This is a genomic window from Pseudomonas sp. CFBP 8771 (assembly GCF_014841695.1).
Lineage (GTDB): Bacteria > Pseudomonadota > Gammaproteobacteria > Pseudomonadales > Pseudomonadaceae > Aquipseudomonas > Aquipseudomonas baltica.
In genome coordinates, this window is record NZ_JACYUJ010000002.1 from 649,420 (window position 1) to 668,902 (window position 19,483).

16 protein-coding genes and 1 tRNA gene are annotated in these 19,483 nt (G+C 61.8%); 11 read left to right on the plus strand and 6 right to left on the minus strand.

From position 1 onward, the window contains the following. Positions 1-149: 149 nt before the first annotated feature. Genes IFT80_RS07535 through IFT80_RS07550 form a run of 4 tightly spaced genes read left to right on the plus strand, consistent with a single transcriptional unit; the run spans position 150 to position 3,599 of the window. Positions 150-863: an ABC transporter permease subunit gene (locus IFT80_RS07535; protein ID WP_192053466.1), complete on the plus strand. Its 714-nt coding sequence runs from the start codon at positions 150-152 to the stop codon at positions 861-863. Between the two features lie 17 nt (positions 864-880). Then, a complete protein-coding gene (locus tag IFT80_RS07540) occupies positions 881-1,795 on the plus strand; it encodes a glycine betaine ABC transporter substrate-binding protein (protein ID WP_122479649.1) in 915 nt (304 codons plus the stop codon). Next, on the plus strand, positions 1,792-2,445 hold the full coding sequence (locus IFT80_RS07545) for an ABC transporter permease (RefSeq protein WP_122479650.1): 654 nt from the start codon (positions 1,792-1,794) through the stop codon (positions 2,443-2,445). The genes IFT80_RS07540 and IFT80_RS07545 overlap by 4 nt, the downstream gene beginning before the upstream one ends. Beyond that, on the plus strand, positions 2,442-3,599 hold the full coding sequence (locus IFT80_RS07550) for an osmoprotectant ABC transporter ATP-binding protein OsmV (protein WP_122479651.1): 1,158 nt from the start codon (positions 2,442-2,444) through the stop codon (positions 3,597-3,599). The genes IFT80_RS07545 and IFT80_RS07550 overlap by 4 nt, the downstream gene beginning before the upstream one ends. Positions 3,600-3,740: 141 nt before the next feature. Here IFT80_RS07550 and IFT80_RS07555 read toward each other — a convergent pair whose 3' ends face one another. Next, positions 3,741-5,798, minus strand: coding sequence for a methyl-accepting chemotaxis protein (locus IFT80_RS07555; protein WP_122479652.1), 2,058 nt, complete (start codon positions 5,796-5,798; stop codon positions 3,741-3,743). A 399-nt stretch (positions 5,799-6,197) separates the two neighbouring features. Here IFT80_RS07555 and IFT80_RS07560 point away from each other — a divergent pair, with 399 nt between their 5' ends. Both IFT80_RS07560 and IFT80_RS07565 read left to right on the plus strand, forming a co-directional pair. Then, positions 6,198-7,493 (plus strand): NCS2 family permease, encoded by a 1,296-nt coding sequence (locus tag IFT80_RS07560; RefSeq protein WP_192104337.1) that lies wholly within the window; start codon positions 6,198-6,200, stop codon positions 7,491-7,493. 120 nt (positions 7,494-7,613) lie between these two features. Then, positions 7,614-7,690: transfer RNA gene (locus IFT80_RS07565), tRNA-Met, on the plus strand. Positions 7,691-7,809: 119 nt separating this feature from the next. Here IFT80_RS07565 and IFT80_RS07570 read toward each other — a convergent pair. Continuing rightward, positions 7,810-9,999, minus strand: a complete 2,190-nt coding sequence (locus IFT80_RS07570; RefSeq protein WP_446730979.1) for a TonB-dependent siderophore receptor — start codon at positions 9,997-9,999, stop codon at positions 7,810-7,812. Positions 10,000-10,251: 252 nt separating this feature from the next. On the opposite strand from IFT80_RS07570, the gene IFT80_RS07575 reads away from it, so the two are divergent. Further along, the gene (locus IFT80_RS07575; RefSeq protein WP_192104360.1) at positions 10,252-11,190 is read left to right on the plus strand and encodes a 2-hydroxyacid dehydrogenase; all 939 of its coding nucleotides are present in this window, start codon (positions 10,252-10,254) and stop codon (positions 11,188-11,190) included. 56 nt (positions 11,191-11,246) lie between these two features. Here IFT80_RS07575 and sodC read toward each other — a convergent pair whose 3' ends face one another. Together sodC and can are read right to left on the minus strand one after the other, a co-directional pair. Next, positions 11,247-11,771, minus strand: coding sequence for a superoxide dismutase family protein (gene sodC, locus IFT80_RS07580; RefSeq protein ID WP_122479656.1), 525 nt, complete (start codon positions 11,769-11,771; stop codon positions 11,247-11,249). Between the two features lie 100 nt (positions 11,772-11,871). Beyond that, on the minus strand, positions 11,872-12,510 hold the full coding sequence (gene can, locus IFT80_RS07585; RefSeq protein WP_122479657.1) for a carbonate dehydratase: 639 nt from the start codon (positions 12,508-12,510) through the stop codon (positions 11,872-11,874). Between the two features lie 138 nt (positions 12,511-12,648). Between can and IFT80_RS07590 the strand changes: the two genes are divergently transcribed. After that, complete coding sequence (locus IFT80_RS07590; protein WP_122479658.1) at positions 12,649-13,056, plus strand: serine kinase/phosphatase; 408 nt, start codon at positions 12,649-12,651, stop codon at positions 13,054-13,056. 56 nt (positions 13,057-13,112) lie between these two features. Here IFT80_RS07590 and rimI read toward each other — a convergent pair whose 3' ends face one another. Continuing rightward, a complete protein-coding gene (rimI, locus tag IFT80_RS07595) occupies positions 13,113-13,565 on the minus strand; it encodes a ribosomal protein S18-alanine N-acetyltransferase (RefSeq protein ID WP_122479659.1) in 453 nt (150 codons plus the stop codon). Continuing rightward, the gene (locus IFT80_RS07600) at positions 13,558-14,367 is read right to left on the minus strand and encodes an energy transducer TonB (protein ID WP_192137133.1); all 810 of its coding nucleotides are present in this window, start codon (positions 14,365-14,367) and stop codon (positions 13,558-13,560) included. Before IFT80_RS07600 ends, rimI begins: the two co-directional genes overlap by 8 nt. A 158-nt stretch (positions 14,368-14,525) precedes the next feature. Between IFT80_RS07600 and mksB the strand changes: the two genes are divergently transcribed. The 3 genes from mksB to mksF are packed head-to-tail and all read left to right on the plus strand — an operon-like array spanning position 14,526 to position 19,289. Further along, complete coding sequence (gene mksB / locus IFT80_RS07605) at positions 14,526-15,815, plus strand: Mks condensin complex protein MksB (protein WP_192137112.1); 1,290 nt, start codon at positions 14,526-14,528, stop codon at positions 15,813-15,815. Beyond that, positions 15,805-16,461, plus strand: coding sequence for an Mks condensin complex protein MksE (mksE, locus tag IFT80_RS07610; RefSeq protein WP_122479661.1), 657 nt, complete (start codon positions 15,805-15,807; stop codon positions 16,459-16,461). Before mksB ends, mksE begins: the two co-directional genes overlap by 11 nt. Continuing rightward, a complete protein-coding gene (gene mksF, locus IFT80_RS07615) occupies positions 16,458-19,289 on the plus strand; it encodes an Mks condensin complex protein MksF (protein ID WP_192137114.1) in 2,832 nt (943 codons plus the stop codon). Before mksE ends, mksF begins: the two co-directional genes overlap by 4 nt. The last annotated feature ends 194 nt before the right edge of the window (positions 19,290-19,483 follow it).

The following is a 19,483-nucleotide window of genomic DNA, read 5'->3' on the forward strand; positions in this document are numbered from 1 at the left end:
GGGGCTGCAAAATCAGCAAGTTAGCCTGACGAGGCTGCGCTTATGGCTCGCACCGCGCGAGCTGCTATTCGCGTCCTACCTGGGCCGACCGCTCGCCCGAGCGCTCATCGCAGGCCCGGTAGGCGCCGACTGAAAAAAGGAGTCCGCCTGTGGCTAATCGCTATGGCAAAGGGCTGTTAGGGGGCGCTGTTATCGTTGCCGTCCTGGCCCTGCTGGTCCACTGGATCGGCATAAGTACCATCGAGCACTACCGCGAAGATCTGATTTTCTACCTGCAAGCGCACCTGATCCTGGTGCTGGTCTCGATGTTTGCCGCACTGCTGGTGGGCATCCCCGCCGGTATCGTGTTGAGCCGACCCAGCATGGTCAAGCGTGCCGAACGCTTCATGCAGATCTTCAACATTGGCAACACCATTCCACCCCTGGCAGTACTCGCCATCGCCCTCGGCATCCTTGGCATCGGCAGTGGTCCTGCAATCTTCGCGCTGTTCCTTGCCTCCCTGTTGCCCATCGTGCGCAACACCTACGAGGGCTTGAAAAACGTCCAGGGCTCGCTCAAGGAAGCCGCCACCGGCATCGGCATGACGCCGCGTCAGGTGCTGTTCAAGGTCGAGCTGCCCAACGCCGTGCCGATCATGGTCGGCGGGGTACGCGTGGCGCTGGCGATCAACGTCGGCACCGCGCCCCTGGCGTTCCTGATCGGCGCCAATAGCCTGGGCAGCCTGATCTTCCCCGGCATCGCCTTGAACAACCAGCCACAACTGTTGCTGGGCGCTGCCTGCACCGCGCTGCTTGCGTTGATCCTGGACGGCATCGTGACCCTGGTCAGCCGCCTGTGGTTCGAACGTGGGCTGACTCGCTGAGCGAAGGAATGAATTCAATGAAAAAGTTAAGCATCGTACTGGGCCTGGCCCTGTTGTGCGCAGGCGTCGTGCACGCCGCAGACAGACCGGTGATCCGCCTCGGCGCCCGGGTGTTCACAGAGCAGACCGTACTGGCGGCCATCACCGCGCAGTACCTGGGCAGCAAAGGCTATGACGTACGCGTCACCGGTGGCCTGGGCAGCAACCTGGCGCGCAGCGCCCAGGAAAGCGGTCAGCTGGACATGCTCTGGGAATACACCGGGGTGTCTCTGGTGTCCTACAACCACATCGACGAAAAACTCGACAGCGCGGCCACCTACGCGCGGGTCAAGCAACTGGACGCCCAGAAAGGCCTGGTGTGGCTGACGCCCTCGCGGTTCAGCAACACCTATGCCCTGGCGCTGCCTGAAGAAGTGGCCAAGGCCTATCCTCAGGTCAACACCATCAGCCAGCTGAACCAGGTGCTGATCGACGAGCCGAAGAAAGGCCATATCCTGGCCCTGGACACCGAGTTCGCCAACCGGTCGGACGGCCTGGTGGGACTGACCCAAACCTACGACCTGAAATTCACCCGCCGTGACATTCGCCAGATGGACGCCGGCCTGGTCTATACCGCGCTGCGCAATGGGCAGGTATTCACCGGTCTGGTCTACACAACCGACGGGCGTCTGAACGCCTTCAAGCTCAAGCTGCTTGAAGACGACCTCGAGTACTTCCCCGACTACACCGCCGCACCGGTGGTCCGTCAGCAGCTGCTCGATGCCCATCCGCAACTGGCTGCGCAGCTCAAGCCCCTGGCCGAAATGCTCGACGATGCCACCATGCGCGAACTCAATGCGCAGGTCGACGTCGAGCACCGCAGCCCGACGGTGGTAGCGGCGGAGTTTCTCAAGGCCCATCCGATCACCGACCAAGCCCAGGAGAAGCCATGAGTTTCCTCGACACCTTCTCCCACCTCGACTGGCCGTTGGTGCTGCAACTGACCTGGCAGCACATCACTCTGGTCGGCATTGCGGTCAGCCTGGCCATCGTCTTCGGCGTGCCGATCGGCATCCTGATGACGCGCTTTCCGGCACTGGCGGGGCCTCTGCAGGCCTGCGCCACGGTGCTGCTGACCATTCCCTCGATCGCCCTGTTCGGGCTGCTGCTGCCGTTCTACTCCAAGTTCGGCCAAGGCCTGGGGCCGCTACCGGCCATCACTGCGGTGTTTCTCTATTCGCTGTTGCCGATCCTGCGCAACACCTACCTGGCACTGACCGGCGTCGAGCCCGGCATCCGTGAAGCCGCCAAAGGTATCGGCATGACCTTCGGCCAGCGCCTGCGCATGGTCGAGCTGCCCATCGCGGTACCGGTCATCCTCGCCGGCGTGCGCACCGCCGTGGTGATGAACATCGGCGTCATGACCATTGCTGCCACCATCGGCGCCGGCGGCCTGGGCGTTCTCATCCTCACCTCCATCAGCCGCAGCGATATGTCGATGCTCATCGTCGGCGCCGTGCTGGTCAGTGTCCTGGCGATCATCGCCGACCTGCTCCTGCAATGGCTGCAACGCGCCCTGACCCCCAAAGGATTATTGAAATGATCGAACTTCAGAACCTGACCAAGACCTTCCACAGCAACGGCAAGGAAGTCAAAGCCGTCGACGCGGTAAGCCTGACCGTCAACGAAGGCGAGATCTGCGTATTCCTCGGGCCGTCGGGCTGTGGCAAGAGCACCACGCTGAAAATGATCAACCGATTGATCATGCCAACCTCCGGCAAAGTCCTGATCAACGGCGAAGACACCACCGGCCTGGACGAGGTCACCCTGCGTCGCAACATCGGCTATGTCATCCAGCAGATCGGCCTGTTCCCCAACATGACCATCGAGGAGAACATCACCGTGGTCCCGCGCCTGCTCGGCTGGGACAAGAAGCGCTGCGCCGAGCGTGCCCGCGAGCTGATGAGCATGATCAAGCTGGAGCCCAAGCAATACCTGCACCGCTATCCGCGCGAACTCTCGGGCGGCCAGCAACAGCGCATCGGCGTGATCCGTGCCCTGGCCGCCGAAGCGCCGCTGCTGTTGATGGACGAGCCGTTCGGCGCGGTCGATCCGATCAACCGCGAAATGATCCAGAACGAGTTCTTCGAGATGCAGCGGGCCTTGAACAAGACCGTGATCATGGTCAGCCATGACATCGACGAGGCCATCAAGCTGGGCGACAAGATCGCCATCTTCCGCGCCGGCAAGCTGCTGCAGATCGACCATCCCGACACGCTGCTGGCCCATCCGGTGGACGACTTCGTCAGCAACTTTGTCGGCCAGGACAGCACGCTCAAGCGCCTGCTGCTGGTCAAGGCCGAAGACGCCGCCGACAATGCGCCTTCGGTGAGCCCGGAAACGCCGGTGGCCGATGCGCTGGAATTGATGGACGAACACGACCGCCGCTACGTCGTGGTGACCGATGCGCAGAACAAGGCCATGGGTTATGTTCGCCGACGCGACCTGCATCGCCAGGCCGGCAGCTGCGTCGACTTCCTGCGCGAGTTCAACGCCACGGCTGCCTATGACGAGCACCTGCGCATCCTCTTGTCGCGCATGTACGAGTTCAACCGCTCGTGGCTGCCGGTGCTGGACGCCGAGAACGTATTCCTCGGCGAGGTGACCCAGGAATCGATCGCCGCCTACCTCAGCTCAGGCCGTTCGCGTGGCATGAAAACCAGCATCGTCTCCCCGGCCGAAACCGCCCAGGCCTGACGCGCGCCCTCGCGTAGGAGCGGTCCGCGGCCGCGAAAGCCGTCCCGCGGTCCATCAGACAGACCGCATCGACTGCTTCGCGGCCAATGACCGCTCCTACGAACTGCACACGCACTCACCCGTAGGAGCGGTCCCTTCGCCCTACCCCAGATTGAACCGCGCCGTATTCTCGCTCAGCACTCGGCTCCCCTGCCCCAGTCGATCCGCCGCCTGGTTCACCGCCCGCGCGCCATCGAGCAGACGCACCGCCGCCTGGTCCACCTGCTGAATGTTGCTGCTCACCTCATCTGCCGTGGCCGCCTGCTCTTCCACCGCCGTAGCGATCTGAGCCAGGGTATCTGTCACCCCTTGCACCGCCCCGGCAATCTCACCCAGGCGTTCACCCAGGCCCATGACCGACTGCGCATCGACCTGCGCCTGGCCACACGCGGCCTGCATCAGTTCCACGGCCTGCTTGACCGTCGAGCGCAGGCTTTCCACCGTACCGGCAATCTGCCCAGTCGAAGCCTGGGTGCGCTGTGACAGGCTGCGTACCTCGTCGGCCACCACTGCAAACCCGCGCCCCTGCTCGCCCGCCCGCGCCGCCTCGATGGCCGCATTGAGCGCCAGCAGATTGGTCTGTTCGGCAATGCCGCGAATCGCATCCACCACCGACTGAATCTGCTGGCCCTGCTCGCTGACACGGCCCAGGGCCTGCGCCGTGTCGTTCAAGCGCTGGTTGAGCTGCTGAATACTGGCCGTCGTGCGCTGGCTGTCACGGCTGCTGTCCTCGGCGATCTGCCGGGTCTGCTGGGCGCTGCCCGAAGCCAGTTCGCAACTGCGCGCCACGCCCTGCGAGGTGGCCGCAAGCTCGGTGGCGGCCGCAGCGATCTGACTGATCTGCTGTTGCTGCGCCTCGACCTCGTCGAGCGTGCCGCTGGATTGGCTGTTGAGCGTCACCACCGCCTGGCTCAGTTGCACGGTTTCGTGGTTGACGCCCAGCAGGCTGCCACGCAACTGCACCACGGCAGCATTGAGCGCCGTACTGATCGCCGCCAGCTCATCGCGTCCCTGCACCGCCACCTGCACACTCAGGTCACCGTCGCGCAGCGACTGCGCCAGGGTGGTAATGCCACTGGCGCTGCGGCGGATCGATGCTTGCAGGCACACGAACAGGTACAGCGCCGCCAACAGCAGCAGGGCGAACACCGTCGCACCCGGAATCAGCTGGCGAACGGCCTGATCATGATAATGATCCAGGCGCACCTCCAACGACATCAGCGACTCGTGACGCAAGCCGTTCAGGGCGCCGAGCATGCTGTCCACACTGCTTTCGAACTGGGCCGCAGACAGCTTGATGTCGCCGCCGAACAGATTGTCGTCCAGACGCTTCAACTCACCGTCCAATGTACCCAGTGCCTGCTGATACTGCTCGTCCCAGCCGCGCAGTTGCTGCGGCAGGCGTTGCTGCAGCGTGCCACCGGCTTTCACCAGCTGCTCGCGCGCATCATTGATACGGCTGCGCAGGTCACGCATCTGCAAACGACTCTGCAGGCTGAACTGCCCGGCGACCAGGGAGGACTGGCCAATGCTGCCCAGACGCCCCACACGCTCGATCAGATCAGGGGCTTGCTGAGTGGCGATCTGCATCAACAGATAGCTTTCGCGCCACGGATCGACGATCAACCCGCTGGCCATGGCGATCTGTTCGCGCAGCACCTGCACCGACGTCAGCGCCGCCGTGAAACGATCGTATCCATCGGGCCACCAGCCCACCTGGCGCAGGCTTGCCAAGTCGAGGCCCTTGGTCGCGGTTTGCACCGTTTGCATTCGCTCCAGAGTGTCGGCAGGGGCCTTCTCGTGTGCCAGCTCAGCGGCCAGTTTATCGAGCGATGCCTGAATTCCCGGTGCGGCCGCCTCCAACGCCGCGATCGCGGCCTGGGCCTGGGGCGTCGGCTGACGCTGGATATCCACCGCCTTCCAGCGCGCGGCACGATTGCGCTGCGCCGAGAGTTGCGCATCCAGGCTGTCGAGCGCCAGTAACTGATGCACGCCGCTGCGCTCGGCATCGATCACCGCCAGCCGGTCGCGAAAATCCTCGCCCAGCAACCACAGGCTGCCGACCAGCGGCAGCATGAACAAGAGAAACAGCAGCTGAAACTTGCGGGCGAAACCATAGCGACCCAGCAACCGGATACCCGGCGACAACAAAGCATGCATGTCCGACAACTCCACGGAGAATGCAGGTACCTACGGAAACGTGGCGCCAGCAAAATGCCACTGCAGCAAGATTCAGACCAACCGACTTTCTCAGCCTTTGCCCGCAGCGTCGAGCACGCCCCATGGGCTGCGGCTTCGCTTTGGTGCATCGGCCCACCTACGCACGCCTCCAATGAGTGCAGCGGCTGTGTAACCGGAAGTGGCAACCGGACCGCAACGCATTACCCAGGGCGCATGCGCAGCGGGGTTCGTCGACATGGCCCGGAACCTGCTACAGGCAAACCGCAAAAGCTGACCAAGCAGTTATGTTTCAGCACACGGCCAACGCTCGATCGGGCTTGCTCGCTACACACACCGTCGCCGCACGATCCACGGCGCCCATCGCCCCAGGGGAGCAACATGCTGGACTCATTTTTCAAGCTGAAAGCGCACAACACCACCGTGCGCACGGAAATCCTCGCCGGGGTCACCACGTTCCTGGCCATGGCCTACATCCTGTTCGTCAACCCCAGCATTCTTGGCGAAACCGGCATGGACAAGGGCGCGCTGTTCGTGGCCACCTGCCTGGCCGCCGCCATCGGCTCGGCGATCATGGGGCTGATCGCCAACTACCCGATTGCCCTGGCACCGGGCATGGGCCTCAATGCGTTCTTCACCTACACCGTGGTCCTGCACCTGGGCCATAGCTGGCAGGTTGCACTGGGTGCGGTCTTCATATCAGCGGTGTGTTTCTTCCTGCTGTCGATCTTCCGCATCCGTGAATGGATCATCAACAGCATTCCCCTGCCGCTGCGGTCGGCCATCGCTGCGGGCATCGGCCTGTTCCTCGCACTCATTGCGCTGCAAAACGCCAAGATCGTGGTTGCCAACCCGGCCACTCTGGTCGGCATGGGTGATCTGTCGAAACCCGAACCGGTACTGGCGATCCTCGGCTTCTTCATCATCGTCGCACTCGAGGCACTCAAGGTCCGTGGCTCGGTGCTGATCGGCATCCTGCTGATCACCGTGGTGTCGATCCTGCTTGGAGTAACCCCGTTCGGGGGTGTGGTATCAATGCCGCCGTCACTGGCGCCGACCTTCCTGCAACTCGATATCAAGGGCGCATTCGATGTGGGCCTGATCAGCGTGATCTTCGCCTTCCTGTTCGTCGATCTGTTCGACAACTCCGGTACCTTGATCGGCGTGGCCAAGCGCGCCGGCCTGATGGGCCAGGATGGCCACATGCCGAAAATGGGCCGCGCCCTGATCGCCGACAGCACCGCAGCGCTGGCCGGCTCGTTGCTCGGCACTTCGACCACCACCAGCTATATCGAATCGGCCGCCGGCGTCAGCGCTGGCGGCCGTACCGGCCTGACCGCCATCGTGGTCGCCGTGCTGTTCCTGCTCGCGCTGTTCTTCGCGCCCCTGGCCGGCAGCGTTCCGGCATTCGCCACCGCGCCCGCCCTGCTGTTCGTAGCCGTGCTAATGGCATCTGGGCTGGCAGAGGTCGACTGGGACGACATCACCGTCGCCGCCCCGGTCCTGGTGACTGCCCTGGCCATGCCGCTCACCTACTCGATCGCCAACGGCATCGCCTTCGGCTTCATTACCTGGACAGCGGTCAAACTGCTGAGTGGCCGGTGGCGCGAACTCAATTCGGCACTGGTCGTGTTGTCGATCATCTTCGTCATCAAGCTGGGCTGGTTCGGTGGCTGATCGCCGCACTGCGCACGCCCTCGCACGCCACGCGCAGCCTAAGCGTTTGATCGCACGCATAAATATTTTGCAAAGGGGTGTTGACACAATTTCGTTTCAGGCGAATAATGCGCGCCACTTGGCTACATAGCTCAGTTGGTTAGAGCATAGCATTCATAATGCTGGGGTCCGGGGTTCAAGTCCCTGTGTAGCCACCAAGTACGATCCACAGATGTCTACAGCAGTCTGTGAGTCACCTCAAGAAGCCCGCCTCGTGCGGGCTTTCTTGTTTCTGGTTGTCTGGCAAGGTTTCTGGTTGTCTGGCAAGCCAAGCGGATTACCAGCGATACGCCACGGTCCCCAGCACCGTGCGCTCATCACCCCAATAGCAGCGACCGGCATTGTTGCAGCCCGACACGTATTCCTTGTCGAACACGTTCTTCGCGTTCACGTCCACCGACCAATGCTTGTCGATGTCATACCCTATCAAGGCGTCAACCAGCGTCACATCGCCCGCCTTCAGCTTGCCGTACAGTGTCGGCGCGGTGTAGGCAAAGGTACTGTCGAAATAGCGCACGCCGCCGCCTAGGCGTAAACCGCTCAGCGCACCTTCCAGGAAGCGATACGTCATCCAGGTTGACGCCTGATTGCGCGGAATGCCCGTCAGTTGACGATCCTCGAACAATGACCCCGGCGCATCCTTGGTAACTCGCGCATCGGTGTAGGTATACGACGCGACCAAGCTCAGATTACGCGTTACATCACTATTGACCTCAAGCTCGACGCCTTTGGACTCGCTCTTGCCAACTTGCTGGCTGAAACCGTTGCTGCCTGCGACTACGTCGCGAGATTTGGTCAAATCGAAAACCGCAGCGCTGAAGGTGGTGTTCCAGCCTGCGGGCTCGAACTTCAGACCCACTTCATACTGTTCGCTGAGGATCGGATCGAGCAGATCGCCGTTGGGCTGCGACGATTGCTGTACAGGCGTGAATGCAGTGGAATAGCTGACGTAGGGAGAAATGCCGTTTTCGAACTGGTACATCACGCCCGTCTGCCAGCTGAACCGATGATCCCAACCGTCAAGATCCGTGGCCGCTACCGCTGCGCTGCCTGGACGAGCCGCGCTGGCACGGTTGCGGTATTGGCTCTGTACCCAGTCCTGACGCCCGCCCAGCAGGAAAATCCAATTATCGTACTTGCTTTGCAATTGCCCATACGTACCGTACATGTGCTGATCGAGCTGGGAATTCTGCACATATTGCGAGGCATTGGGTTGCACCGGCGAAAACACCGGCCGGAATACATTGTAAGTACCGCCCAGGCCTGCGTTCCAATCCTGATTGAACGAGGTACGGTCGTAACTGGCGCCCAGCAATACCGTGTTATCCAGCGCCCCCGAAGTGAAGTGCCCTTCGAATTGGTTGTCCACCGAATAAGTGATCGACTTGTTGTCGCGATCATACGCAGTGCTGCTCAATGTACTTCCGAAGCCAGCCTGATTCAGATTGTTCGGCCAGGTTTCATGGCGGTTCAAACGTGATTCCATGTAGCGCGAGTTCTGCCGGAACTGCCAGACGTCGTTGATCTGATGGCTGAACTCGTAACCCAGGGTCCAGGTTTCGCGCTCGAAGTCGTCCCAGCTCGGGTTGCCGTTGAACTGGTCCTTGCCGATCTTGCCATTGACGTTGTTGAGCAGCGTTCCTGCAGCCGGATAGCCCAGCAGCAGTTTGGTGCGGTCGCGCTGGTAGCTGGACAGCAGGGTCAGTGCCGTGTCCTGGTTGAAATTGAAAGTCATCGACGGCGCGATGTAGAGGCGGTCGTCCGGCACCGAGTCGACTTGCGTATCGGCATTGCGGCCCAGCATCACCATTCGTCCCAGGATACGGTTATCGTCCGTCAACGGGCCGGATACATCGATCCCAAGCTGGCGCCTGTTATTGCTGCCATAGGTGAATTTCGCTTCGCCTTGCGCAGTTTCGGTCGGCTTCTTGCTCACCAGATTGACCAATCCGCCGGGCGCATTCTCACCATAGAGAATCGAGCTGGGGCCTCGAAAGATTTCGGTACGTTCCAGGCCATAGGGCTCGGTCGTGGTGTCGTAGCGGTTGCCTTGCAGGCGTAGACCATCCTTCAGTAACCCGTAGCCATAGTCCGTGGCGTTGTAACCTCGGATGGAAAACAGATCACCGGCCAGGCCGTCACCGACAGCGAAAGGTGGAGCGAAGATACCCGGTACGTAACCAAGAATGTCGGTCAGGGTCTGCGAGCCCTGGTCTTGAATGCGTTGACGCGTTACCACCGAGACCGAACGCGGAGTCTCGGACAAAGGCGTGCTGGTTTTGGTACCCGCGGTGCTGTTGCGTACCTGATAGCCCACTGTCTGCTGGCTTTCCGGTGCTTGTTCGGTAATGACCAGGTCTTGCAATTGCAGCGCTGTGCCCTTGCTCACAGGCCTGGCCGGTGCTTCCTCGGCACAGACCATCGCCTGCCAACCAAATGTGGCAACAACCAAAGCCAAAGAGTTCATGCCGAGATTCATCTTGTTATTGCAAGCCATCTACCTTCCCCTCCCCTGAAGATCCCGCGAAAGCTAGCCCATTTTGTAACGGTATATCTCGGGGCGGAAATTAACATAGAGTGATTTGCATTAACATTATTGTTATCGAATAAAAAGCGCCCCAAACAACTTGAGGGGTAGGGGTGCGCTTTTTTTCGCGCACCCACTTTCGCCCATCTCTAAGTTGCTACCATGACCGTCATTTCCCACCCGGAGGTCTACATGCGCGCAACCGTGCTGGTGCTGGTCGAAACCATCAACGACTACGTGTCGATTCTCGAAGATCAAGGCTACGAGCTGATCATGGCGCCCTCACCGGCAGCCCGCGCAGAGGCCATCGAGCAACACGCTGATCGCATCAATGCGGTGCTCACACGCGGGCCACTGGGTCTGACGGCAGATGAAATGGCAGCGCTGCCCAAACTGCGCATCATCTGTGTGCTCGGTGCGGGTTACGAGAACGTTGACCTGCCCGCCGCCAAGGCGCACGGACTGACCGTGACCAATGGGGCCGGAGTCAATGCATCGTCGGTGGCAGATCACACCCTGGCGCTGCTGCTGGCACTGATGCGCGACATCCCCGGCGCCGATGCGTCGGTGCGCCGAGGCGAATGGGCCAAGACCATGCGCCCGTCGGTGGCCGGCAAGCGTCTGGGCATCATCGGGCTGGGCGCTGTTGGCCTGGCAATCGCCAAGCGCGCCGCATTGGGTTTCGACATGAGCGTGCAGTACCACAATCGCAGCCCGCGCGATGATGTCGATTATGGCTATTGCGCAAACCCGACGGACCTGGCTGCGGTCAGTGACATCCTGATAATTGCCACGCCCGGCGGCGCGCAGACACGCGCCATCGTCAACGCCGGCGTACTGGCAGCACTCGGTCCACAGGGTTATCTGGTCAATATCGCCCGTGGCAGCGTCGTGTCGACGCCCGATCTATTGGACGCTCTGCAAAGGCAGGCCATCGCGGGTGCTGCGCTGGACGTCTTCGACGATGAGCCCAACGTACCTGATGCGTTGAAAACGCTGCGCAATGTGGTCCTGACGCCTCACGTGGCCGGCCTTTCTCCCGAAGCCACGCAAGACACGGTGAAGATGGTCGAACGCAACCTGACTGCGTTCTTCGCCGGCGAGCCTGTGTTGACGCCAGTCCAGCTCTGAAACGTGTGGGAGCGGAGCGGGCGGCGAGCCCGCTGCTCCCCAGCCTCATACAGTGATCAGATCACCCCACAGGCCATCCGCGCCGCACCACCGCCCAACGGCGCCGGTGAATCGGCGTGGTTGTCACCACCGGCGTGCACCATCAGTGCATGCCCTTCCACTTCGCTGAGCTTTTTCAAACGCGGGGCCAGCACGGGATACGTTGCGGTACCGTCGGCGTTCACGTAGATCGCCGGCAAGTCACCCAAGTGTCCCTTCGCATCGTAAGGTCCCAGGTGCTTGCCGGTCTTCTGTGGATCGAAGTGCCCGCCTGCCGCTTCCGCCGCCGACATCTTGCCGTCTTTCATCGCCGACGCGCAGCTGCCGTTGGCATGCACATGGAATCCATGCACGCCTGCGGGCAGCGACTTCAGCTGCGGAGTGAACTGCAGGCCATAGGCCGTTTCCTCGATCATCACCGTGCCGATCGGCTGGGGTGCGCCCTCGGCACTGACCAGGTTGATCTGGACTTCCTTGGATGCCGCATTGGCGCTACCGATCGACATCGCTGCCATCAGTGCCAGCCAGCCATAAGACTTCATGGTGCCTCCCTCGCTTCGCGTTTGATTACCGAAAAGGCCACGACCCAAGCCGTCGCCCATCCGATTCAGAACCCGAATGCGGCTCACTCGTTCCTGGCCATCAATCCAGCGCGCGCAAACGATACTGTGGTGGCAACTGATCGAAGCCACTGATGGTCACATCCAGGCTCTTCCAGCGGCCGTCCTTGATGCCATAGATACAGCCATGCACCGACAGCTCCTGGCCACGGTGCCAGGCGTTCTGGACAATACTGGTGTGCCCCACGTTGGCCACCTGCTGAATCACGTTGAGTTCGCACAATCGGTCGACCTGCTCTTCTTCGGTAGGCAGGGTCGCCAGCGTTTTGCGGTGCTCGTAATACAGGTCGCGAATGGTCCGCAGCCAGCCATCGATCAGCCCCAGCTGACGATCCTGCATCGCCGCACGAACACCGCCGCAGCCATAGTGACCGGTGACCAGAATGTGTTTGACCTTGAGCACGTCGACTGCGTACTGAATCACCGACATGCAGTTCAGATCGGTGTGCAGCACCACGTTGGCAACGTTGCGGTGGACGAACAGATCGCCCGGCAACATGCCGACGATCTCGTTGGCCGGCACGCGCGCGTCCGAGCACCCGATCCAGAGGAATTCAGGTGTCTGCTGGCGTGCTAGTTTGGCGAAGAACTCCGGATCCTCTTCCTTGATCGCCTCGGCCCAGCGCGCGTTGTTGTCGATCAGTTCCTGTAGATCATGCATGTTCAAGCCTCAAGAATGATTTGGATTATGACTGGCCAGCGCCGCACAAGGTCACGGTCGGTCCCGACAAATCACGCTGAATCTTTCCACTCGTACGGGGGTCAACCCTATCTAGACACACATCAGAGGATTGCCGTAATGACTGATTCCCATCGCCCCTACGACGCCCCACAACCCGCTGCGATCGATGACATTGAAGACCGCATGGGCCAGGTTCGAGAGCTGGATTTCGATGACGCCGACGGTCCCACCGGCAGGATCGGCGACACCATTCCTGCCGATGAGCTGGAGCATCTGGTGCCTGACGAACGCGCCCGCGAAGCAGGACTGACCGGCGCTTCGATGGATGACCACAATCCGACCGACGACGACATGAGCCCCGAAACACTGATCCGTGAGGATGGCGCACGTTCGCCCGATGAGCCAGGCGACAGCGGACCCGCTGATCAGGAACTTAGCCTCGTCGATGAAGACGACATCGGTGGCGGCGATGGCCTGGATGAAGAAGAGCTGGCGCTGATCGACCCACTCGATGGTAAACGCTGAGTCCAGCATGCCTACCGATCACTGCCCGAAGCAATTTCGGGCGGTGACTGCAGCTGCTACTCGAACAAGGTACAGGCCATCACCAGCGCGTCTTCGCGCCCCCCGGCCATTGGATAGTAGTCGCGCCGCTTGCCGATCTCATTGAAACCATAGCGTTCGTACAAGCGATACGCCGACTGGTTACTGGCTCGCAGTTCCAGAAAGCATTCACGCCCGCCCAGCTCGTAGGCACGCGTCATCAGCCGCTCGAGCAACTGCAAGCCCAGTCCACGGCCCTGGTTTTCAGGCTTCACGGTGATGTTCAACAGATGGGCTTCGTCGATGATGACGTTGAGCACGCCATGCCCCACCTGCTGCTGCCCGTCGAACATCAGCCAGATCTCGTAGGATTTCAGGCCGTCGAGAAAGATGCCCCGCGTCCATGGATGCGAATAGGCAGCGAATTCGATCTTCAGTACGGCATCCAGATCCGCCTCGGTCATTCGCCGAAAGCTTACGGTATCACTCATCACGATTTTTCCAACGCGGTATCAAACGGCGCATGGCTTGCCACACGGCCGCCTTGCGCTCGGGTTCATCCATCAACAACTCAAGGCCAGGCAGCGCCCAGGCGACGCCAAGCCCCTCCACCTGCAACTCCCTATTGTAGTCTTCTGCATTGGCACCCCCGGCAAAACGAATCGCCGGCAGCCCGACCAGCCACAGGCAGGTGCACGGCGCCTGTTCTAGCTGAGCCATGACGAAGCCCTGAACGAAATCGCAGGCTGCATCCGGTCCCTGGTCCAATTGACCCCTCTGAAGCAGCGGCCAGCGGATCGGTTCGCCCAGAATCTGTGGCGCATCGGGCAAACCGGCAGCACGCAGCATGTCCTTGAGCAGGAGATAGGAAGGGTCGCGACTCTGGAACGCCTGCCCCGTGGCCAGTTCCACCAGCACCACGCAGGGCCCGGCGCGCAACACCTGAAGGGCGAAGCGCGGCGGAAGATTCGCTGGCTTGGCGACCGGCGCCTCCACGGCCACCTCGGCCACGGCTGCCACGGCCGGGCGTATGCTGCCCGGCCGTGGCACCTCGATCTTGGGCCGCTGCACCTTGGAAGGTTCGGGCCTGGCTGGCTCCACTGCTGATGGCACGATCGGCAGCACTGCCGCCGCCACCCCTTGATCCACGGCCTGCACTGGCAGCGGCGACGCCTCGACATGCTCCAGCAGGCTGGCACGCGATGGCGCTGCGAACGGCAGTTCGGTGCGGGGCAGCCAGTGCACTACCTGCATGGCGTCAAGGTAGGCGCGGCGACGGGACTCGTTGAGCAAAAGGTCAACCATCTGTGGGTGAGTCGAGGCGGTGGATTCTACCGGTGTTCGACACAATGTGCCGCCAAGTTTTGCGCACGCCGTCGCCCGCAGCGCAAATACCCGCCTCGTCATGCAGTACAATCGCGACCCTTTTACTGGCATGAGTCGACCAGCCGATGATCGAACCCAAGCGCGTGCTGCGCGCCCTCGCCGACCACTGGGCCCTCCTGGAGCCGCTGTGCGAGCACTTCGACCAAGGCACCCTGAGCCTCGTCGAGCTGCGCCAGCAACTGGCTGCCCAACGCCTGGAAAGCACTGCCCAAGAGATCACCAGCCTGCTCGACACGTGGATCCGGCTGGACATCCTCGTACCTGTCGCAAAAAGCCCCAACCGCTTCGAGCTCAATGCGCAGATCCACGACTTTCTTGCCTATCTGCGCCGCGAGCACCGACTGGGTCTGTGCCTGGAGATCGAAGCCTACCTGCGCCACCTCGAACGCCTGGCCGGACACATCCAGGATGCATTCGACATCCGCGATGGCAACGACCTGGCACGGCAACTGCGGCTGCTCGACATGCGCGTGCGTGATGTCCTGAAGAAACTGGCCAATGACGAACAGGCCTTGGTCGCCGTGGCCGAGCGGGCCAAGACCCGCGACCGCCAGGTAGCCCTGCGCCAGCGCTACGCCGAGGTACTGGCGACCTGGGACGAATACGTCGAACCGATGATCCAGCTGGTCAACGCCGATGGCGCATTCGAACAAGGCGTGCGCAAGGTCGAGAACGTCCTGCTGCGCCTGCTCGGTGAACAGCAACGCCTCGGCCACCTGGTCGACGACGACATGCTGCTGCGTACCCACGCGCGCATTCTCGAAATGCAGACCTGCGCTCAACTGACCTTGCGCCACGCCCGCGAGCTGCTGTTGCCACTGCGCGAGGAAGCACGTCGGCACAACGCCGTGACCCGCGGCGCGGCCCTCGCGCTTTCGGCCATTCGCCGCAAGGGCCTGGACGCCGTGCCACAAGCCGCCCTGCCTTTGTTCAGCCGTCCCCAGAGCACCTTTCTGGGCAGCGCCAGCCAGGTCGAGGCGTACGTCTATGCCCTGGCCCGCTTCGAAGCCAAACCGGCGCCCTTTCCCAAGGCGCACAAGAGCGACACGGCAGGCACCCAGCGCGCGCCGCGCACGGTCAAGGAGATGCTCGAACGCTGCGAGAATGCGCTGCCGATGCCCGATTTGATGCGCTGGCTTCTCGAGCAGGAACCCGATGGCGCCACCGACGACCTGCTGTACTGGTTCTCACGCCTCTCGCGTGACAAACGCTTCGCCCGACAGCGCCTCGAACGCCGCGACTACCACACCCGTGAGCATCAGCTGAGCCTGCGCTCCTTCGCCCTGCTTTCCAGCGCCGAGCCCGCCGTCGCGGTCGCCTCGGCACACTCCGCGAGCACCGATCATGCATCTTGACCTGAACGAACTGACTCACCTGGCGCCGATTTTCCGCGAACTGCTCAAAGGCTTCCACATCAGCCGCCGCGATCCCGAGTTGTACTCACAGTTGTCCAATCTTCAGGACCTGTACCGCGGCCTGTTCAAGGCCCTGGGCTACGAGCTGGTCTGCGACACCCGCGGCTTCTACTACTTCGTGCCCGAGCAGGCCGCCGCGCAAGTCAACAAGACCGCTCAGCGCCTTTCCCTGTTCACCTTCATCCTGGTCGAGCACCTGGCTGACCAGGGCCGCGATCCGATCGCCGTACTGGATGGCGGCAGCCTTGGCCGCGACGAGCTGCCAGCGCTTCTGGACAAGTACCGCGACCTGTTCCTGCAGGCCGAAGTACAGACCCAGGAAGAACTGGAAGAGAAGATCCTTCGACGCATGACCCAACTGGGCTTCACCGCCGAAGACAACGGCATCTACCGCTTCCTGGCGCCGATGCATCGGTTTCTCGACGTGTGCCTTTCAGTGCAGCAGGACCGCGACCTGGCCGCCAGCCTGCATAGCGCCTTGCCCCTGCCGGTGCCGATGCTTGTCGACGACGACGGCGACGACAGCACCGACGAACAGGCCCTGGCCCGTGCGATAGCCCAGGAACAAGAGGAGTTCGACACATGACTCAGGAACGCTACGGCATCCGCTGCTTCGCCCTGCTCAATACCGCAGGCTACAGCCTCGGACTGTTCCCCCTGGAGCAGCCGTTGTCGGTCTACGGCGCCAACAACCTGGGCAAGAGCGCCTCGATCAACGCCCTGCAGTTTCCGATCCTGGCGCGCATGTCCGACATGAGCTTCGGCAAGTACACGCTGGAACAATCGCGACGCTTCTATTTTGCGACCGATACCAGCTACATCCTTTGCGAAGTGGTACTGGCTCACGGCCCCCACGTGATTGGCGTGGTCGGTCGCGGCCCCGGCGGTGGGTTCGGCCATCAGTTCTTCGCCTACGCGGGTGAACTGGACCTTGCCCACTATCAACAGGACGGCACCTGCCTGCGTCAGAAGGAGCTGTTCGGCAACCTGGAACGCCAAGGCCTGAAGGCCTACGAACTCAAGCCCGAGGAACTGCGCCGCCTGCTGGTGGGCGGGCATACCAGCGTGCCGCTCGACCTGACCCTGATCCCGTTGCGTTCGACCAGCGAGCAGAGCCTCAAGACCTTTCGCGCGCTGTTCATCAACCTGCTGCACATGCGCGAAATCACCGCGGCGAAACTCAAGCAATTGTTCCTCGATGCGTTCGAGCACAGCCTGCGTTCAGGTAGCGTCGACTACATAGCGGCCTGTGAAGAAGCCTTTCGCGATGTCCGGCGCATGGAGCAGGACTACAACGCACTGGTCGCCGCCGGTCCTCTGGTCGAAGCACTGGCCAACGGCGTCGCCCAGCGTGACGTGCTGCGCGGCAAGCTGCACCGCCTTTCACCCCTGCTCGACGCGCTGCTCGGCACCTGGCAGGACTACGCCGGGGCACGCAAGGAAGAGCTGGTCATCCAGTCCGAACACTACCGCAACGAACAGGACGTGCTGCAAGACAATCAACGCGGCAGCACCCAGGAACTGATGCGCCTGGAGCGTGAAATCTCGAGCATCCAGCGCTGGCTCGGTGAGCTGTCGGTACTCAAGAACCGCTTCGCCCTGGTCACCGACGTGCGCATGCTGGAGCAGCAGTTGCTGGCTGCCAAGGATGCCCACGACGAGCTGGCCGGCGCCCTGGCGCAGTCCCGGCAGTTCAGCGCCCAGGATCTGCAGGAGCGCGTCGGCGACATCGAACGCCGCCTCAAGTCCATCCGCCAGCAGCTGGAACATGCCGACAACAACAGCTACGCCCGTCTGCGCGAGGAGTTCTCGCAACAGGATGTCGACCGGCTGATGCGCCTGTTCAACGGCGCCCTGTTCAGCCTGCCCGTGGGGCCACACGGTCTCGTTCTGCAGGACGGCAACGCATGGGTCGATGCAGTGCAGACCGTGCTCGACCGCTTCAAGGGCGATCGCTTCGAACTGCCAGGCATGTCCATCGACCTTTCAACCATCGAGCCGCCTGTGCTGCAGGCGTTGGCCGATCGTGCCGCACTGCGTGAGCAGAGTGCACGTCTGGAAAAGGAGTTGCAGCAGCTCAAGACCCAGCAAGGCGTGGCGGCCGACCTGTCAGCCAGCAAATCTCGATCCGAGACGCTGTATCAGCAGGTCCTGGATGCGCAGAAGGCCTTGGAAGACTACCGCCGTACTCAAACCCTGAGCGTCGAGGAACAGGACAAGCTCGAGCAGCTGGCCCAACTCGAGGCCGCTCAGGATGAACTGGCACGGGCAAGTGACGCTTTCACCGAAAGGGTCCGACAACTGTCGGCCAAACTGCAACTGGTGGGCCGGCAAATCGCCGATCTGGAAAGCAAGCAGCGCACCTTGGACGACGCCCTGCGCCGCCGCCACCTGCTACCCGCCGATCTGCCCTTCGGTACGCCCTTCATGGAGCAGGTCGACGACTCGATGGACAACCTGCTGCCCCTGCTCAATGACTATCAGGACAGCTGGCAAGGCCTGCAACGTATCGATGGACAGATCGAAGCGCTGTACGCCCAGGTGCGCCTCAAGGGCGTGGCCAAGTTCGACAGCGAAGACAACGTCGAGCGACGCCTGCAGCTGCTGATCAACGCCTATGCCCATCGCACCGACGAGGCCCTGACCCTGGGCAAGGCGCGTCGTGCCGCGGTCACCGACATCGCCCGAACCCTGCGCAACATTCGCAGCGACTACGACAGCCTCGAACATCAACTGGCCCTGTTCAACCGCGAGATCAACAAGCGCCAGGTGTCCAACCTGCAAAGCTTCCGCATTGTGTTGGCACCCAACAAGGATGCCCTCAAGCACATCGACCAGATCATCCACAGCGCAGGCCAGTACGAAGAAGGCGAAACCCTGTCCGTGTTCGACCTCAACCAGAGTGTGGAGCAGGACAGCAAGAACGAGGAAGCGAAGGAGTATCTGGCCCGTATGGTCGCGGCGAACCACAATCAACTCGGCCTCAAGGACCTGTTCGAGCTGGCTTTCGAAATCACCAAGGTCAACGGTCAGCCGGTCATCCACACGGACATCGATGGCGCAGCGTCCAATGGCACCACCATGACCATCAAGGCGCTGACCAACATGTACCTGCTGCTACACCTGATGGATCGCGATCAGGCCGGCCGCATCCGTCTGCCCTACTACCTGGACGAGGCCGCCGACATCGACGAGCGCAATCAGGCGGCCCTGCTCGAAACCAGCCAGCAGTTGGGTTTTACCCCGATTCTGGCCAGCGTAAAGCCGCAAGTATCCGCCCATGTCGCCATCGACCTTGAAGGCGGCAGCAGTAGTGACGGCATCTACATTGATGAAACCGACTGGAAATTCATCCGCCGCCACGACGAGTTGACCAAAGCGGTTGCGGCACTTGAAGCCGAGGTCAGTCAATAGATCAAAGGTTCAGACCAAGCCCCGCCGCTGCGGGGCTTTTTCATGGCCCGCTGTTGGCATTCGACGCTTCAGGGACGCGCGAAAAACAAAGGCCGGAAAAGACAAAACCCCTACCTGCTCACGCAGATAGGGGTTTCGGAATTGAATCTTGACGATGACCTACTCTCACATGGGGAAACCCCACACTACCATCG

Coding starts and splice junctions, on each gene's coding strand:
- IFT80_RS07545 (WP_122479650.1), top strand. CDS start 1,792: ATGAGTTTCCTCGACACCTTCTCCCACCTCGACTGGCCGTTGGTGCTG.
- IFT80_RS07560 (WP_192104337.1), top strand. CDS start 6,198: ATGCTGGACTCATTTTTCAAGCTGAAAGCGCACAACACCACCGTGCGC.
- mksE (WP_122479661.1), top strand. CDS start 15,805: ATGCATCTTGACCTGAACGAACTGACTCACCTGGCGCCGATTTTCCGC.
- mksF (WP_192137114.1), top strand. CDS start 16,458: ATGACTCAGGAACGCTACGGCATCCGCTGCTTCGCCCTGCTCAATACC.
- rimI (WP_122479659.1), bottom strand. CDS start 13,565: ATGAGTGATACCGTAAGCTTTCGGCGAATGACCGAGGCGGATCTGGAT.
- IFT80_RS07540 (WP_122479649.1), top strand. CDS start 881: ATGAAAAAGTTAAGCATCGTACTGGGCCTGGCCCTGTTGTGCGCAGGC.
- sodC (WP_122479656.1), bottom strand. CDS start 11,771: ATGAAGTCTTATGGCTGGCTGGCACTGATGGCAGCGATGTCGATCGGT.
- IFT80_RS07550 (WP_122479651.1), top strand. CDS start 2,442: ATGATCGAACTTCAGAACCTGACCAAGACCTTCCACAGCAACGGCAAG.
- IFT80_RS07555 (WP_122479652.1), bottom strand. CDS start 5,798: ATGCATGCTTTGTTGTCGCCGGGTATCCGGTTGCTGGGTCGCTATGGT.
- can (WP_122479657.1), bottom strand. CDS start 12,510: ATGCATGATCTACAGGAACTGATCGACAACAACGCGCGCTGGGCCGAG.
- mksB (WP_192137112.1), top strand. CDS start 14,526: ATGATCGAACCCAAGCGCGTGCTGCGCGCCCTCGCCGACCACTGGGCC.
- IFT80_RS07570 (WP_446730979.1), bottom strand. CDS start 9,999: ATGAACTCTTTGGCTTTGGTTGTTGCCACATTTGGTTGGCAGGCGATG.
- IFT80_RS07575 (WP_192104360.1), top strand. CDS start 10,252: ATGCGCGCAACCGTGCTGGTGCTGGTCGAAACCATCAACGACTACGTG.
- IFT80_RS07590 (WP_122479658.1), top strand. CDS start 12,649: ATGACTGATTCCCATCGCCCCTACGACGCCCCACAACCCGCTGCGATC.